Raw genomic sequence first — 16,787 nt, forward strand, 5'->3', positions numbered from 1 at the left:
ACGGTGCACGTTCCACATGACAGGTAGAGGATCAAACGTTGAACGTTGAACCTTGAACGGCTTTTCGGGGGTTGCACATGCCCATGCTTTTGGGAACCAAGGGAGACGACATCCTCAAGTGGCGCGCCAGCACCGAGCTGGTGCAGAGCCTCAAGAAGCGCCTGGAGGGCAAGTGGGGGAGCAGTTCCTCGCGCGAGGCGGAAGCCTTCCTCGGCACGCTGATCGACACGTTCAAGGAGGAGTTGGCCTACGAGGGGCAGCTCGACGAGGAACTGGCGGCGCTCAACCTTGCGATAGCGGAGGCGCCCGCCCCCGCGGCACTGGTGCCGCTCCAGGCGCGCTACCGGGAACTGGTCTCCGCCCATTTCCGGCGCCGCAACTCCCCCCTCGCCCTGTGCGGCGCCTGCAACGCCCTGCACGACATGGTGCTGCAACGGGCGGCACAACTGGCCGAGGAACGCATGCGCGACCTGGGACAGGGAACGGCGCCAGTCTACGCCTTGCTGGTCTCCGGAGACCGCGGCCGCGGCGAGCAGACCCTCTACGGCCGCAACCGATACCTCCTGCTGCACCAGCTCGACTCGCAGCGCTTCTACCTGTTCGGCCGCCAGCTCACCCAGGCGCTCCACGAGGCGGGGCTGCTCGCCGAAGGGGAGACCCCCTGGCACGGCTCCCTCTCCGAGTGGCGCTCCCTGTTGAAAAACGGTGACCGCGGTCAGCCCCCTCCCCCCGAACTGGAGCCGGTGCTCCCCTTCGCCGCCGCGCAGAAGCAGACGGCGCCGCCGCTTCCCGAGTGGCGCTGGCGCCTGGAGTCGATGGCCGATCTCTGCCACGTCGCCGGCTTCGAACCGCTTGCAGAACAGGCGATGAGCGCGGCGGCCGCCGCCCTCAGGGAGCAGCGCGGACGCGATCCATTCTTCCAGCTGGCGCGCCGGGTGATCAACCTGCCGCTCGCCCTCGGGCACTTCGGTCGCTGGCGGCTGGAACGCGGCGGGGAACACCAGGGGGAGATCGACATCGAGACGCTGGGGCTCTCCCCCCTGGTGCAGTTGGTCCGCATCCTGGCGCTGCAGGCGGAGGTGCACGAAGGGGGGACACTCGAGCGGGTTCGTCAGCTCTTGTACCGGGGGGCGCTGGACGTGGAGCTGGCCGAGCGGCTTTTGAAGGCGCTGCAGTGCCTGATGCAGTTGAGGATCGAGGGTGAGATCCGCAGCGAAGGGGCGGCAGCCTTCGCCAATCCGGAGGAGTTCAGCACGACGCTGGACGAACGCCTCAGGGCCGCACTGGAGGCGGTGCTCAGCCTGCAGAAGATCGCCTACCAGAGACTGGTGGGACAGGTATAGGACCGGGCATGCGCATATCCATCTCAGCAGGAACGCTGTTCACCTTCCCCCTCCCCAAGGCCTTCGCCATGGCCCGGGAAGCCGGTTTCGACGGCATGGAACTGGTGATCAACCAGGAGTTCCAGAAGGTGAACGCGCGGCGGCTGGTGAAAGAGCTCGCGCAGATCATGCCGATCTTCTCGATCCACGCCCCTTTCCTGCAGCTGGACGGCTGGGGGAGCCCGGTCGACTCTTTGAAACGTTGTGTGGAGATCGCCGCGGACTGCGGCATCGGGCTGGTGAACTTCCATCCCCCCTCCTGGCTGGGACTGGAGTTCGCGTACTGGCGCTGGCTGTACCGGATGCAGGACTTCCAGAAGGAGATCGGGGGGAACCAGGTGGCGGTCACCCTGGAGAACATGCCCTGGACCGGCAAGTACCGGATCAACGGTTACATCCTCTCCGACACCCAGAAGCTGATCGAGTTCCTCCAGGAGAGGAACCTCTACCTCACCTTCGACTGCACCCACATGGGGAGCGGGCGGGCAAACTTCATCAACGACTTCTACCTCTGCTACAACAGCGGCCGGATCAGGAACATCCACTTCTCCGACTACGGGCACGGCCGGCAGCACCTGCTGCCGGGGCACGGCATCCTGCCGCTCACCCGCTTCTTGAACCACCTGCGCAACACCGCCTACAACGACATCCTGACCCTGGAGCTTTCCCCCCACGAGTTCCCCAAGGGGGAAGGGATCATCCTGGAAAGCCTCAAGGAGATCCTCGCCTACCTGAGGCAGGAGACCGCCAAGACTACCCCCTGACCACGTAGACCGAGCACTTGGCGTCCCGCACCACCTTGTGCGACACGCTCCCCAGAAGCTTCCGCTTCAAAAACCCCTTGCCGGTGCTCCCGATCACGATCACGTCGATCTCCTCCTTCTGCGAGAACCGGATCAGCTCGTCGGCGGGATCCCCGTACACCACCGCGGTCTCAAGCGGCACCTCCAGTTCGGCGGCGAGTTTCTCCACGACGTAGAAGATGCGCTCCTTGAGCTCGCTCCACTGGTCCTGCTCGGTTATGGGGCGCGCGGGGACGAAATCGGTGAAGGTGTTGCGCGGCGCGTTGGGGAGCACCAGGAGCCCGTAGACCTTGCTCTTGAACTGGCTCGGGATGCCTGCCGCGAAGCGGACCGCCTCCTCGGCGGCCTTGTCCGACAGCGGCGACCCGTCGATGGCCACCAGGATCTTCTTGCGCAGGTTGAGCATCTTTCCTCCGGAGTGCGGATGGGGGGTGAAAGGCTGCACAACTATATAACATCGCCGCGCTTTTTCCTACAGGATTTTAAGTACCTGAAGCGTGTCGCGGGTGCGGGTAGGCGGGTAATAAGTTCACAGCACCGGCTCGGCCTTTCCCGCCCGTTCCAGGAGGGACTCGATCTCGTCGTGTATGAGACCGTTGGTGGCCAGGATGCGGTGGTCGTCGATCCGGTGCGGCTCCCCCATGTGGTTGGTCACCGTCCCCCCCGCCTCCCTGACCAACAGCGCCCCGGCGGCCACGTCCCAGGGTTTCAGTTTGCACTCCCAGTAGCCGTCAAGCCTCCCCGCCGCCACGTAGGCCAGGTCGAGCGCCGCGGCCCCGGCCCGGCGCACCCCGCGCGCCGCGAGCTGCAGCTCGAAGAAGTTGCGGAAGTTGTTCTCGTTGCCGCGCGCGGCGTCATAGGGAAAGCCGGTGGCGATCAGGGACTGCCTCAGGGGCGCGCGGGAGGAGACGCGGATGGGGGCTCCGTTCAAGAAGGCCCCCCTCCCGAGTGTTGTCGTGAACAGTTCGTCCATCATGCAGTGGTAGATCACCCCGAGGGTGAGCTCGCCTTCCCGCTCCAGGGCGATGGAAACGCAGAACCAGGGAAAGCCGTGGGCGTAGTTCGTGGTGCCGTCCAGCGGGTCGATGATCCAGCGCCAGGTGGGGTCGCCGTCGGCGTAGAGGTTCTCTTCTGCCAGGAAGCTGTGGCCGGGAAAGGCGCTCCGGATCCGGTTCACGATCATCTCCTCGCAGGCCCGGTCCACCTCGGTCACGATGTCGACCTCCCCCTTGAAGGAGAAGGTGAAATCCCCCCAGAGTCTCTGCTTCTGGAGAGCCCCGGCCTCGCGTGCGGCCGAGACCGCGACCTCGAGCATCTGCTGCAGCCCGACCTCACTGGACATCAGTTTCCTCCAGAAGTTCCTGCATCTCCTCGAGCAGAGTGAAGTGAATCTCGTCCTCCTCGGCCATGGTCTGGAACATCTCGCGCTCCCAGGGGTGCAGCGCCTCGCGGGCCAGTTCGGAGCAGGTTCGCGCCGAAAGCGCCTCGAACCGCATGGCGTTCCGGTACACCCCGAGGTCGCCCCGGTAGCGGGAGAGTTCCTGGGCCGAGAGCCGGCGCAGGATGCTCCTCGCCCCCTCCAGCGTGGCGGATTGGCGGAGGTCCACCCTTCCCCCCTCCCTAAGCGCCCGTAGCGCCCCCGCGTGACGCAACTCGTCGTCGCTGAACATCCTGAAGATGGTGGAGAGCCCCGCCACCCCTGCCTCGGCGCTGCAGCGCTCGTAGTACCCTATGCCGTCCCCTTCCTTCCGGAGCACCATGTCCCTGGAATCCATATCTCCCTCCCGAGATGTCTTTTTCTGGCTGGAAAACATTAACAGGAAATCTCTATATTTCAAAAGGGTAGGCGTTTTTTTCCCGACGCGGAAAGGCCCAACAAGAAAAGGGGGACCTCGCGGTCCCCCCTCTCGTCGCATGCTGTGCTGTCTGTGCTAGTTGTATGCGGTCTCGGAGTGCTGGGTCTGGTCGAGGCCCATGATCTCGTCTTCCTTCTCGACGCGCAGGCCGATGGTCTTGTGCAGGACGAAGGCGATCACCAGGGTCACCACCACCGCGTAGGCGCCTGCCGCGCCGACGGCGATCAGCTGGGTGACGAACTGTTTCATGTTGCCGGAGGTGAGGCCGGTGGCGCCGACGGTGGCGAATACGCCGGTCAGGATGGCGCCGGTGGTGCCGCCCACGCCGTGTACGCCGAAGGCATCCAGGGAGTCGTCGTACTTAAGCTTCGCCTTGAGCAGCACGCCGCCGTAGCAGACCAGGCCACCGGCTACGCCCATGAGCAGGGCTGCACCAGGCTGTACGAAACCGGCGGCGGGGGTGATCACGACCAGGCCGGCCACCACGCCGGAGCCGAAGCCCAGGGCGGAAGGCTTGCCGGCATGGATCCACTCGGCGATCATCCAGGTCAGGCCGGCAGCGGCCGGTGCGATGGTGGTGGTCATGAAGGCGAGGCCGGCCAAGCCGCCCGCCGCGTCGGAGCAGCCGGCGCCCACGATGGCGGAACCCGCGTTGAAACCGAACCAGCCGAACCAGAGCAGACCGACGCCGAGCAGGGTCAGCGGCAGGTTATGCGGAGCCATGCGCTCAGTCGGGAAGCCGTGACGCTTGCCGAGGAAGAAGAGAACCACCAGGGCCGAGATACCGGAAGAGAGGTGAACGACGGTGCCGCCTGCGAAGTCGAGTGCGCCCATCTTGAAGAGCCAGCCGTCGGACATCCAGACCCAGTGCGCCAGCGGATCGTAGACCAGGGTGGTCCAGAGCAGTACGAACAGGCAGTAGGCGGAGAACTTGATCCTCTCGGCCAGGGCACCCGAGATCAGGGCCACGGTGATGATGGCGAACATGGCCTGGTACATGGCGAACACGTACTCGGGGATGGCGCCCGGCTCGGTCGGGACGTTCTGGAACAGCGCGTAGATCGCGTTGCCGTCCTTGAAGGTGATCAGCCCGTTCAGAAGGGCCTTGCTGAAGTCGCCCACCAGGCCGTGTCCCATGTCGGGGCCGAAGGCGAGAGAGTAGCCGATGATGGCCCACTGCACGCCGACGATGCCCATGGCCACCAGGGAGTGCATCATGGTGGAGAGGACGTTTTTCTGGCGGACCATGCCGCCGTAGAACAGGGCGAGGCCCGGGGTCATGAACAGGACCATGGCAGCGGAGACCAGCATCCAGGCGGTGTCGCCGGTGTTGAGGACCGGGGCGACGTTTTTGGCTGCGGGGGCGGCGGCCGGTGCTGCGGCAGCCGGTGCGGCTGCGGCCGGAGCAGGTGCCGCGGCGGGGGTGGCGGCCGCCGGGGCTGCGGTGGCGGTAGCGGCAGCCGGTGCCGCGGCGGAATCGGCCGCCTTCTCCTCGGCTATGGCGAGGACCGGTACCAGCATCAGGCTGGCCAGGAGGGCCAGCTTCCCGAGTTTCATGGTGAGGCAGCTGGAAGCGGGCTTAGCTGCATCCTTTACCTTTTTAATGTCACGCATCATAACACTCTCCGTTGATCGTATTTATGGGTTTGGATTGAAAGAACCTGAAGTCCTAGATCGCCTCGTCGCCCTTCTCGCCGGTCCTGATGCGGACCGCCTCTTCCAGCGACAGGATGAAGATCTTGCCGTCGCCGATCCTGCCGGTCTTGGCGGTGTCTTCGATGGTGGTTACGGCTTTTGCCGCGAGCTCGTCGGCCACCACAATTTCCAATTTCACCTTGGGTATGAAGTCCACGACGTACTCTGCGCCACGGTACAGTTCGGTGTGCCCTTTCTGGCGCCCGTACCCCTTCACCTCGCTCACGGTGATCCCCTCGATTCCGATCTCGTTGAGGGCGTCCTTCACCTCGTCCAGCTTGAACGGCTTGATGATTGCTTCTATCAGCTTCATCACTTGCCTCCTTTGTTAGTAATGGCGGTGGATTTGTCGTTTGCACACTGCGTGCATCACAGGTCTTGCAGAACATTCGGCAGGCCGGTTTGATCGGCTTGCAGACATAGCATCCATCGGTTCCAGGTTTCACCCTCTTTTCAGGCCCCTGAAGGCTTCGATGCCCTTGCCTTTTGTTCAACTTTGAATAAACAGATCTTTGCAGCCTTGAAAACAGTCCCCCTTTCCCAATAATGATGCCCTCCACCACGACCTGCACCATTGCCTAAACGGGCGGGAAAGCCTTCTGCGGCACACCCTCGTGCCGTGTAACCATCCCATAGCACAGGCTGTGCCAGCACGCACAACGCCACGCAACACATCGAAATTTCGGACATTTCAGACGCCACAGCGTAAACGCGGCCATGCAGCGGTCACTTATTGCGGCAGGGATGATCATTTTTTAGGCAAGGAAAAGGAAGGGAGACAGAGGCGGGACGACTGGCCAGCGGCGCGGCGCATCAGCAGCCGGAATCGGTGGCGGCAGGATCGGTGGCGACAGGATCGGTAGCGACAGGATCGGTAGCGACAGGATCGGTAGCCGCAGGATCGGTAGCGGCAGGATCGGTGGCGACAGGAGCGGCGACGACATGATCGCCGACGGGGGGGAGGAACAGGCGGGGGAACTCCTCGGGCCGCATCGGCTTGCTGAACAGATACCCCTGGTACATGTCGCAGCGGTTCCTGGTGAGGAATTCGAGCTGCGCCTGGGTCTCGACCCCTTCCGCGATCACCTGCAGTTTCAGGGTGTGCGCCATCTCTATGGTGGCCAGGGTGATCGCCGCATCATCGGGATCGCTGGTGATGTCGTTGATGAAGGTCCGGTCGATCTTCAGCACGTCGAGCGGGAACCGCTTGAGGTAGGAAAGCGAGGAGAAACCGGTGCCGAAGTCGTCTATGGCAAGACGCACCCCCATCCCCTTGAGGGCCTGGAGGGTCTTAACCGTCCGCTCGGTGTGCGCCATGAGCACCCCTTCGGTGAGCTCCAGCTCCAAGAGGCCGGGATCGAGGCCGCTCCGCTCGAGGACGGCGGTGACCATGTCCAGCAGCTCGTTCTTCAAGAACTGCTGCCCCGAGATGTTGACCGCGATGGTGACCGGCGGCAGCCCCTGGTCGATCCAGAGCTTGTGCTGGCGGCAGGCCTCTCTCATCACCCATTGGTCGATCTGGATCACCAGCCCGATCTCCTCGGCCAGCGGCAGGAAGCGCCCCGGCTCGACCACCCCCAGCTCCTTGCTGTTCCAGCGCACCAGGGCCTCGATCCCCACCACCTCGCCGGTCCGGCAGCTCACCTGGGGCTGGTAGTACACCTGGAACTCCTCCTCCTTGAGGGCCTTGTGCAGCTGGCTCTCCAGGATGATCCGCTCCAGCGCCTTTGCGTTCATGGACTCGTCGTAGATCTGGTAGCCGTTTCTCCCCTGCTCCTTGGCCTGGTACATGGCGCCGTCCGCGTTCCTGATCAGGTCGCTCGCCGTGGTCGCGTCGAAGGGGTAGAGGCTGATGCCGATGCTGGTGGAGACGAAGACCTCCTGCCCCTCCAGCGAGTAGGGAACCGAGACCGCGTCCAGAATGCGCCGGGCGACCTTGGCCACGTCCTGAAAATGCTCGATGTCCGAAAGCATGATGGTGAACTCGTCCCCGCCCAGGCGCGAGACCAGCGAGGGGGGACAGTCGTCCTCGGCGCGGGCCAGGCAGTCGCTTCTACGCACGCAGCGCAGCAGGCGGTCGGCGACGTCCTGCAGCAGCCGGTCCCCCACCCCGTGTCCCAGGGTGTCGTTGACGAGCTTGAAGCGGTCCAGGTCGAGGAACAGCACGGCCAGCATGCGGTCGTTGCGGTTGGCGAAGACCAGCGCCTGCTCCAGCTGCTGCTGGAAGAAGCGGCGGTTGGGGAGCCCGGTCAGGGCGTCGTAGTAGGCCAAAAGGCGGATCTGCTCCTCGGCCCGCTTGCGCTCGGTGATGTCCTGGATGGTGCCGGTAAGGCAGACGGCCTCACCCTCCTCGTCCAGCACGGTCACCAGCTCGGCGTGCAGGGTCCGCTCCCCCCCGTCCAGGGTGATGCGGTAATCGAAACTCAGGGGAGCGCGCTGGGCAATGGCGTCGTCGATGGAGCCCTGCACGAAGGCGCGGTCCTGGTGGTGCACCGGGTCGAGTATGGGGTTTCCGTCGCGGTGGCTGGGATCGATGCAGCAGATGCTGTACACCTCTTCCGAGCAGCGGATCTCTCCGGTGGTGAGGTCCCACTCCCAGGAGCCGATGTGGGCGAGGCTTTGGGCATGGGCGAGGCCGGCCCGGCTCTCCCTGAGCTGCTCAAGGGCGCTGCTTGCCCGCAGCATGTAGCTCACCCGGTAACCCAGGATGTGCCAGTTGATCGGCTTGGTGATGAAGTCGGTGGCGCCGACCTCGTAGGCGCAGTCGATGGATTCCAGGTCATCCAGACCGGTCATCATCAGCACCGGCGTGTCGCGCCCCCACTCGGTGCGCCGGATGGCGCTGCAGACGGAAAAGCCGTCCACGCCGGGGAGCATCACGTCCAGGAGCACGAGGTCGGGGGCATGGGCGACGAATTCCTCCAGCGCCTGCTCGCCGGTCTCTGCGTCGCGCACCGCGAACCCAGAGTTCTCCAGGGTCTCCCGGGCCAGCAGACGCACTGCCTGGTCGTCGTCCACCACCATGACCAGCGGGGTGGCGCGCTTGGACTTCCTGGTCAGCATAACGGCCCTCCCCTCAAGGCGTCGCGCACCAGCCGGTACTCCTCCTCGACCTGGTGCAGCAGCGGCAGCGCCCCTTCCGTGGACCCCGCCCGCCCCAGACTCTCAAGTTCCATGCAGACCCCGGCCAGGCGCAGGGCGCCCAGGTTGGCGCTGCTGGACTTGAAGCTGTGCGCGGCCGCCTTGAGTTTCTCCGCGTCCCCACCCGACTCGGCCTCGCGCATGGTCTGCAGCAGCGCCGGGGTGCTGGCCAGGTACAGGTCCACCACCTTGCGCAGGATCTCCACCCCGCGGTTGCCGGGGAGGGTGCGGATCATCTCCAGGGCGCCGCTCATCTTGTCGTGCGAGATCACCTCCAGCGGCTCGTCGGTAGCCGCCTCCCCATCGGTCGCCGGGGCCGGTGCCGTCCCGTCCAGCAGCCGTTCCATCGTCTTGGCGATCTGGTCGCACGTGAAGGGCTTGGAGAGATAATCGTCCGCGCCAGCCTCCAGGCAAGCCACCCGGTCACCCGGCATGGCGTAGGCGGTAAGCGCGACGATGGGGACCCGGTCACCGCTCCCCTGCTCCCACGCCCTGATCCGCCTGGTCGCCTCGAGGCCGTCCAGGACCGGCATCTGGCAGTCCATGAAGACCACGTCGTAGCGGTTTTGCTGCACCTCGCTCACGGCGGCGGCGCCATCCTCCACCACCTTGACCCGGCACCCCAGGCTTTCCAGCATCCCCCTCCCGACCTCCTGGTTCACCGCGTTGTCCTCCACGAGGAGCACCTGGCGCTGGCGCGGTGCAGGGGCACCGCAGCACCCTGCCGCCAGACGATCTTCGTCATCCATACCCAGCGCCGCCATCAGCGCGCGGTACAGCCCCTCCTGCTGCAGCGGCCGCCTGGGGAACGTGGTCGCCTGCAGCTCGGCCAGGCGCGGGTCCGCGGCCTGCTCCTCCCGCTCGGTCAGGAGCAGGATCCGGATCGTGCGCCCGGCGGGTACGGTGCGGATGGTGGCGGCAAGCTCCACCCCGTCGGTGCCGGCCAGGCGGTGGTCCAGGATGGCTACGTCGAAGGGGGCTGTCACGATGCGGCAAAACGCATCGGGGGCATCTGCAACGCATTCCAGGTCCATACCCCAGGAATCAAGCTGTTCCCCGATCCCGTCCCGGGTCTCTTCGTCGTCGCTGGCCAAAAGCACCCGTTTGTCGCGCAGCGCCGTGCAGCAGCGCTCTGGGCGTGGGGTCTCCTCATGAACCTCGAGCCGGGCGGTGAAACTGAAGCGGGAGCCTCGCCCCGGCTCGCTCTCCAACTCCAGGGCGCCCCCCATCAGCTCGGTCAGCTGCCGGGCGATGGCCAGCCCCAGCCCGGTGCCGCCGTACTTGCGGGTCATGGATTCGTCCCCCTGGGTGAACTGGTTGAAGATGCGCTGCTGCGCCTCGGGGGCGATGCCGATGCCGGTGTCCGCGACGCTGACGCGAACCACGGCCGGGGGCTCCGCGACCGCCAGGGAGAGGCGTACCGACCCCTTCAAGGTGAACTTCACGGCGTTCCCCAGCAGGTTCACCATCACCTGGCGCAGCCTCCCCGGGTCCCCCGTAAAGGTGCGCGGCAGTCCCGGCTCCAGCTCCAGGGCGAGCTCCAGCCCCTTCCGGGCCGCGTCCTCGGCGCAGATGGCGATCGCGTCGGAGGCGAGCTGGTGCAGGTCGAAGGGGATCTGCTCCAGCTCCATGCGTCCCGCCTCGATCTTGGAGAAGTCGAGGATGTTGTTGATGATGGAGAGGAGCGCCTCCCCGGAGCGTCGCACCGTGTCCACGTAGCGGGTCTGCTCCCTGGTCAGGTCGGTCCCCAAAAGGAGCTCGGTCATGCCGAGCACGCCGTACATCGGGGTCCTGATCTCGTGGCTCATCTGCGCCAGAAAATCCGACTTGGCTCGGCTGGCCGACTGGGCGCTCTGCATCGCTTCCCGCACGCTCTCAAGGCTCGCCTCCAACTGCCGGTTCACCTCCGACAGTTCCAGGGTCCGTACCGCCACCTCCATCTCCAATTCCTCAGAGTGCAGCGCGAGGCGCTCGTCCCGGATCGAGATCTCGGCCAGCATGTTGTTGAAGCAGGCGAACAGGACCGCCAGCTCGTCTTCGCCGGCGCGCTCCACCCTGACCCGGTAATCCTGGCTCCTGGAGACGATCTCCATCTTCCTGCTCAGGTCGCGGATCGGCTCGGATATGATCCAGTCTATGCGCTGGGAGAGGAGCGCGGCTACCCCCGCCGAGCCGAGCAGGGCCAGGGTGAGCTGCAAGGAGGCGAAGAGAGACAGCGTGGAGTCCGGGAGTGCGGGGGATACAGCGGGGGAATGGTAGCAGATGAAGCTTAGGGTGAGAGACAGGAGCAGCAGCGTGTTGCAGCCGAGGAGAAGCGTGATCAGTCTGGATTTGAGCGAGCTTTTTCCCGGCCACGAAAGCTTCACGGCACCTCCTTCGTCGCGTTCCGGAGGGGGAATTGACCGGCCGGAGCCCCCGCGGGGGCGCGGTCTCGTGATGCCCGGAAGGCAAACGTTAGAACTTTACAATATAGGGTCGGGATTTCAAGGCAGGCGGGCGGCCGCTGCGAGGGAGATGAAGTTGGCCAGGATGGCGCGGGAGGCGGCGTTGAACTCCGTTTCGGCGGCGATAAAGCCGGAAAGGTAGTCGGCGCGGGGAGTGAACAGGCCATCCCAGCCGTCGACGATGGCGCGGTCGACCTCGGGGTGGAACTGGACCCCGTAGACGCTGCCGGGAAGCCGGAAGGCCTGGGCCGGGCAGGCACCGGATGAGGCGAGCAGCGTGCCCCCGGGCGGAACGGTGAAACTGTCACCGTGGAGCTGGAAGGTTACGAAGGGGGTGGGAACCCCGGCGAAGAGCGGGTCGGCGCTCCCCTCGCCGTTCAGTTCCACGCGGCAGATCCCCATCTCGCCGTGGCAGGAGGGGGAGCTCACCACCCCGCCGGTCGCGTGGGAGAGGAGCTGCCCCCCAAGGCAGATGCCGAGAAGGGGCGTCCCGGCCTTGATGGCGGCTTCGATGAACTCCAGCACGCGGGCCAGGTGCGGGTGCTCAACCGTGTCGTGCACCCCCATCTCCCCGCCGAGCACCACGATCCCCGCAAGCGTCGCCGGGTCGGGGAAGGGCTCGGCCGCGTAGGCGGCCAGGCACCGGTAGGGATGCCCCGACTCATCGAGGATCCCGACGAGTCCGCCTGCCGGGCAGTGCGGGTCGTTTTGCACGATCAGGAACATGGAATCTCCTTGTCATTATCTAAAAGCGTCCTCCCTCCCCCTTCTGAGAGGGTGTCCGAAGGGCGGGAGGAGGACGCCACGAAGCTGCAGAGGGGGGGAGAGGAGATGAAGGCCTGCTGCGACAGCTCGGTTTGCGGTTCTCCCCTTATTTCTTGACCGTGATCCGTCCCCCCTCACCAAAGACCAGCGGCGACTCCGGGAAATCCGCGGCGGAAAGCATGCGCATCAGGCGCAGGGCGCGGCGCTTGGGGTCGGGCTTAGGACCCGTGTAGCGGAACTGCCGGAAGGAATCTATGCTCCCCCCGACGAAGGAGCCATCGGCTGCGAGCTCCACGGTTAGCAGCGGCGCGTAGCCGCTCTCGCCGGCGACGCTCACCCCGCCGTAGGTGGCGAAGTTCCCCAGGCTGTAGGCGATGAGCCTGCCCCGGTACAACTCCAGGGCGCGCGGCACGTGCGGCCCGTGGGCGAGCACCAGGTCGGCGCCCCGCTCCACCGCCTCATGGGCGAAGCGGACCAGGTCGCCGCGCGGCTCGTCCAGGAAGCGCTCCTGGCCCGGCGCCACGTGCAGCGCCCCCCTCCCCTCGGCACCGGCGTGGATGGAGAGGATGACCAGGTCGTAGTCGCGGGCGACGCGCTCTATCTCCTGCAGGGGCTGTGCCGGGAAGACGATGGAGCGCGGCGGCGGCCCGTAGGAGAGCGCGATCACGGCGACGCGCACCCCGTGCAGGTCGAAGCGGGCGATCTCCCCCTTCTTGCTGGAAAACTGCAACCCCGCCCCGGAAAGCGCCTGCCTGGTCGCCTCCAGACCGGCCCGCCCGAAATCGACGGCGTGGTTGTTGGCCAGGGAAAGCACCGAGAGTCCGGCATCTTTCAGGTTCTGCGCGTAGGAGGGGGGGGTGCGGAACAGGTAGCGGCGCCCGGCCAGCGGCTCCTTGGTCGGCGTTTGCTCGCTGCACAGAGGCCCTTCCAGGTTCCCCAGGGCGATGTCGGCGCGGCGCAGGTAGGGAGCGACCGCGGCGAAGAGGTCCCGCCCCCCGCGGGGGGGGAGCTTGGCTGTCGGGAAGTCGCTCCCCATCATGATGTCCCCCACGGCCGCCACGGTGACGGTCGGGGCAGAGAAGGCCGGTACAGGCAGGAGCAGCAGAAAAAGGACGAGCGCGCCCCGGAAGGGGAAGACGTTTACGGTGACACGGGCGAAGTGGGACAGGGCGAGCTTCCTTTCTTGCCTATTAAGGGTGCAGATCGGCCGTATTTTTAGGCGGTGTTCGTCGTGTCCGAGGAGGACGCAGGAGAGGGCGAATGATTATTCGCCCCTACAGACCCCTCGAAGGCGCCCCCCCTACCCCATTAGGCGTTTTTTCGCAAAAGCCCCTCGGCGAGCACCTCGACCACGTCCCTCACCCGGACCTGGCCCGCCCCCTTGTCCTTGAGGCCGTCCTCAATCATGGTCATGCAGTAGGGACAGGCGACGCAGATGGTGTCGGGCTTCTGGGCGAGCAGCTCGTCGACGCGGGCGTGGTTCACCCTCTCGCCGGTGAACTCCTCCATCCACATGCGCCCGCCGCCGGCACCGCAGCAAAACGAGTTCCTGCCGTGGCGCTCCGTCTCGACGGGAGCGACGCCGGTGGCCGCCTGGACCAGGGTGCGCGGCGCCTCGAAGATGTCGTTGTGGCGCCCGAGGTAGCAGGGGTCGTGATAGGCGATCCTCCCGAGGCTGTCGTCCTTCTTGTCCAGGTTGATGCGCCCGCTCCGGATCAGGTCCGCGATCAGCTCGCTCTGGTGCACCACCTCGAGCTCCAGCCCGTACTGGCGGTAGTCGTTCTTCAAGGTGGTGAGGCAGTGCGGGCAGAGGGTGATCACCTTGGTTACCCCGCGCTGGCGGAAGAGCTCCACGTTTTCCAGGGCCATCTTCTCGAACAGGTACTCGTTGCCGAGCCTCCTCAGGGAATCGCCACAGCACTTCTCGTCCTTGCCCAGGATCCCCCAGGAGATCCCCGCCGCGTTCAGCACGGTGGCGAGCGCCACGGTGACCTGCTTGGCGCGGGAGTCAAAGGAACCGGCGCACCCGACGTAGAGAAGGTACTCCGTCTCGCCGGCCACGAAGGGCTTGACCGGCAGGGTGGAGACCCACTTGGCGCGCTCGCCCGGGGCGATGCCCCAGGGGTTGGAGCGCTGCTCCATGTTCTCGAACAGGTTCAGGAGCTCCTCGGGGAAGCGGGACTCGGTCTCCACCAGGTGGCGCCGCATCTTGACGATCTTGGGCATCTGCTCGATCAGCACCGGACAGGCCTCCATGCAGGCGCCGCAGGTGGTGCAGGACCAGATGGCGTCCTCGGTGTTGGTCCCCTCACCCTCGGCGCCGATGAGCGGCAGGGTGCCGCGTCTCCCCTCCCGGAGCGCGTCGCCGTTCTCCAGGAGGTTGGTCTTGATGGCGTGCACGATCTGGCGCGGGTTCAAGGCCTTGCCGGTAATGGTGGCCGGGCAGGCGGCCTGGCAGCGGCCGCACTCGGTGCAGGTGAAGGAGTCGAAGAGGTCCTTCCAGGTGAAGCGCTCCACGGTTCCCACCCCGTAGACCGCCCCCTTCTCGAACTTCTCGCGGGGCTGGGTCGCGGGCCAGGCGAGAGCCCCGAAGTAGCAGTTGGGGATCGCGGTCAGGATGTGCATGTGCTTCGAGTGCGGCAAGAAGCAGATGAAGGCGAAGAGCACGAAGGCGTGCAGCCACCAGGAGACGTTGCGCAGCGTCGGGATGAGGTCGGGGTGCGAGCTCAGCCAGGAGCCGATGAGCGAGGAGACCGGCATGGCCGACGGGTCCTCCATCCCCAGCGCGATCAGCGAGCCGTGCAGCCCGAAGTAGGCCAGCATCAAGAGCGCGATGAAGGAGAGGATCAGGAAGGCCTCCGGGCTTCTCCCCTTCACGTAGAGGCTGTCCAGGTGGGGGGGCTTCACCACCAGGCGCCTGATGAAGGAGAAGGCGATGGCGAAGAGCGTGAGCAGCGACACCGCGTCGAAGGCGAGCAGGAGCGCCCGGTGCACCCCTTCGGGGAGCAGGGCGAGGCTAACCGACGGGAACACCCCGTTCACCAGGAACTCGCCGTTGGCAAGCGCCAGGATCATAAAGGACCAGAAAATCACGAAGTGGTTCAGGCCGAAGGGCTTTCTCAGCACGCGCAACTGGGCGAAGGCGTACAGGAACATCTCGGCGAGACGACGAGCCGGCTGGTCCAGCCTCTCTTCGGGCTGGCCGTAGCAGAGCAGCGAGAAGCGGCGGTACACGCTCCAGCAGAAGAAGAGGAGCGAGGCGACCAGGAGCGTCGTGAAGATAGCGGTTTGCGGCATCATAGGTGTACCTCGTTATGGTGTGCGGCGCTGCCGCGCAACTGGGTCTCTGGGGTTGATCACGCCTTGGAGCGGGCGGCCTTGAGCGCCCTGAGCTTGTTGGTCAGCGCCGGAATGATCTTGAACAGGTCGCCCACGATGCCGTAGCTCGCCACCTCGAAGATGGGGGCCTCGGCGTCGCGGTTGATGGCGATCACCACGTCGGAGTCCTGCATGCCGACCAGATGCTGGATCGCGCCGGAGATGCCGCAGGCGATGTAGACCTTCGGGCGCACCGTCTTGCCGGTCTGCCCCACCTGCCGGTCCGGGGGCATCCAGCCGGCGTCGACGGCGCTCCTCGAGGCGCCCACCACGCCGCCCAGAACGTCGGCCAGCTCCTGGAGCATGGCGAAGTTCTCCTTGGCCATCATGCCGCGCCCGCCGGAGACGATGAACTCGGCCCCGGCGATGTCCACCTTGGAGCCGCCGCCGTCCATGAGGATGTCCAGCACCTTGACCAGGACCTGCTCCTCGACCACCGGTACCGGCTCCCGGACGATCTCGCCTTTGGCCTGGGGGTCGAACTCGGGCATGGGCATCACGTGCGGACGCACCGTGGACATCTGGGGGCGGAACTTGTCGCAGACGATGGTGGCCATGATGTTGCCGCCGAAGGCGGGGCGGGTCTGCATCAGGTTCCCCTTGTCGTCGATGGAGAGCCCGGTGCAGTCCGCGGTGAGCCCGGTGGCGAGCACGGTGGCGACCACGCCGGCCAAGTCGCGCCCGAGACCGGTGGCGCCCATCAGGATCACCTCCGGCTTGTACTTCTCGACCAGGGCGCAAAGGCTCTTCTGGTACGCCTCGGTGCGGTAGTGGCGCAGTACCGGCGCGTCCATGAGGTAGACCTTCTCCGCACCGTAGCCGAAGGCCTGGTCGCAGAGCTTCTCCACCCCCTCGCCCATAACCACGGCGCAAAGCGGGCACTTCCTCGCCTGTGCCAGCTCCTTTCCTTTTCCCAAAAGTTCCCAGGAGACCTTGGCGGCCTCCCCCTCGGTCTGCTCCACGAAGACCCACACCCCGGAATAGGCGGCAAGCTTCTTCTTGAGCGCGGCCTCCTCGGCGTCCTCCTCCGAGAGCTCGGCGCCTGCGGAAGAGGCTGCCAGCTCCTGCAGGATGCGCAGCTCCTCCGGGGTGAAGGCCATCTCGATCGCCTGTACCGGGCAGACCTTGACGCACTTGACGCAGCCGATGCAGCGGGAGGCGTCGATGATCGGCTCCCCCGCGTCGTTCATCTGGATGGCGTCGACCGGGCAGGCGCTCTGGCAGCGGGCCCCGCAGGCGATGCACTTGTTTTCCAGCAGCCTTGCCTTGCCGCGCGGTTTCTTGGGTGGTTTCACAGCATCGGTCATTGCTTTTCCCTTGGTG

The 16,787-nt window shown here is 65.8% G+C and carries 13 protein-coding genes; 2 read left to right on the forward strand and 11 right to left on the reverse strand.

Features of this window, described 5'->3' with window-relative positions; all coding sequences use genetic code 11:
- Positions 1-77 precede the first annotated feature (77 nt).
- Positions 78-1,343 (forward strand): putative nucleotidyltransferase substrate binding domain-containing protein, encoded by a 1,266-nt coding sequence (locus tag KP003_RS12085; protein ID WP_216788517.1) that lies wholly within the window; start codon positions 78-80, stop codon positions 1,341-1,343.
- 8 nt (positions 1,344-1,351) lie between these two features.
- A complete protein-coding gene (locus KP003_RS12090; protein WP_216788519.1) occupies positions 1,352-2,146 on the forward strand; it encodes a sugar phosphate isomerase/epimerase family protein in 795 nt (264 codons plus the stop codon).
- Here KP003_RS12090 and KP003_RS12095 read toward each other — a convergent pair.
- The 11 genes from KP003_RS12095 to KP003_RS12145 form a co-directional block, all read right to left on the reverse strand.
- Positions 2,136-2,591 carry a universal stress protein gene (locus KP003_RS12095; protein WP_216497825.1) on the reverse strand — a complete coding sequence of 152 codons (456 nt, stop codon included), beginning with the start codon at positions 2,589-2,591 and terminating at the stop codon, positions 2,136-2,138. The genes KP003_RS12090 and KP003_RS12095 overlap by 11 nt on opposite strands.
- Positions 2,592-2,714: 123 nt before the next feature.
- Positions 2,715-3,527, reverse strand: a complete 813-nt coding sequence (locus tag KP003_RS12100; RefSeq protein ID WP_216788520.1) for an inositol monophosphatase family protein — start codon at positions 3,525-3,527, stop codon at positions 2,715-2,717.
- Positions 3,517-3,960, reverse strand: coding sequence for a ferritin family protein (locus tag KP003_RS12105; RefSeq protein WP_216497827.1), 444 nt, complete (start codon positions 3,958-3,960; stop codon positions 3,517-3,519). Before KP003_RS12105 ends, KP003_RS12100 begins: the two co-directional genes overlap by 11 nt.
- A gap of 156 nt (positions 3,961-4,116) precedes the next feature.
- Positions 4,117-5,658: an ammonium transporter gene (locus tag KP003_RS12110; RefSeq protein WP_275423192.1), complete on the reverse strand. Its 1,542-nt coding sequence runs from the start codon at positions 5,656-5,658 to the stop codon at positions 4,117-4,119.
- 52 nt (positions 5,659-5,710) lie between these two features.
- Positions 5,711-6,049, reverse strand: a complete 339-nt coding sequence (locus tag KP003_RS12115; RefSeq protein WP_183346759.1) for a P-II family nitrogen regulator — start codon at positions 6,047-6,049, stop codon at positions 5,711-5,713.
- 500 nt (positions 6,050-6,549) lie between these two features.
- Positions 6,550-8,799, reverse strand: coding sequence for a putative bifunctional diguanylate cyclase/phosphodiesterase (locus tag KP003_RS12120; RefSeq protein ID WP_239027520.1), 2,250 nt, complete (start codon positions 8,797-8,799; stop codon positions 6,550-6,552).
- Positions 8,793-11,243 (reverse strand): response regulator, encoded by a 2,451-nt coding sequence (locus tag KP003_RS12125; RefSeq protein WP_216788522.1) that lies wholly within the window; start codon positions 11,241-11,243, stop codon positions 8,793-8,795. Before KP003_RS12125 ends, KP003_RS12120 begins: the two co-directional genes overlap by 7 nt.
- A gap of 117 nt (positions 11,244-11,360) precedes the next feature.
- Positions 11,361-12,047 (reverse strand): type 1 glutamine amidotransferase, encoded by a 687-nt coding sequence (locus KP003_RS12130; RefSeq protein ID WP_216788524.1) that lies wholly within the window; start codon positions 12,045-12,047, stop codon positions 11,361-11,363.
- A 145-nt stretch (positions 12,048-12,192) separates the two neighbouring features.
- Positions 12,193-13,125, reverse strand: coding sequence for a CapA family protein (locus tag KP003_RS12135; protein WP_239027521.1), 933 nt, complete (start codon positions 13,123-13,125; stop codon positions 12,193-12,195).
- Between the two features lie 269 nt (positions 13,126-13,394).
- Positions 13,395-15,386, reverse strand: coding sequence for a heterodisulfide reductase-related iron-sulfur binding cluster (locus tag KP003_RS12140; RefSeq protein WP_216788528.1), 1,992 nt, complete (start codon positions 15,384-15,386; stop codon positions 13,395-13,397).
- A 56-nt stretch (positions 15,387-15,442) separates the two neighbouring features.
- Complete coding sequence (locus KP003_RS12145; RefSeq protein ID WP_216788530.1) at positions 15,443-16,771, reverse strand: electron transfer flavoprotein subunit alpha; 1,329 nt, start codon at positions 16,769-16,771, stop codon at positions 15,443-15,445.
- Positions 16,772-16,787 lie beyond the last annotated feature (16 nt).

Source organism: Geomonas diazotrophica (genome assembly GCF_019063885.1).
GTDB classification, from domain to species: Bacteria; Desulfobacterota; Desulfuromonadia; order Geobacterales; family Geobacteraceae; genus Geomonas; species Geomonas diazotrophica.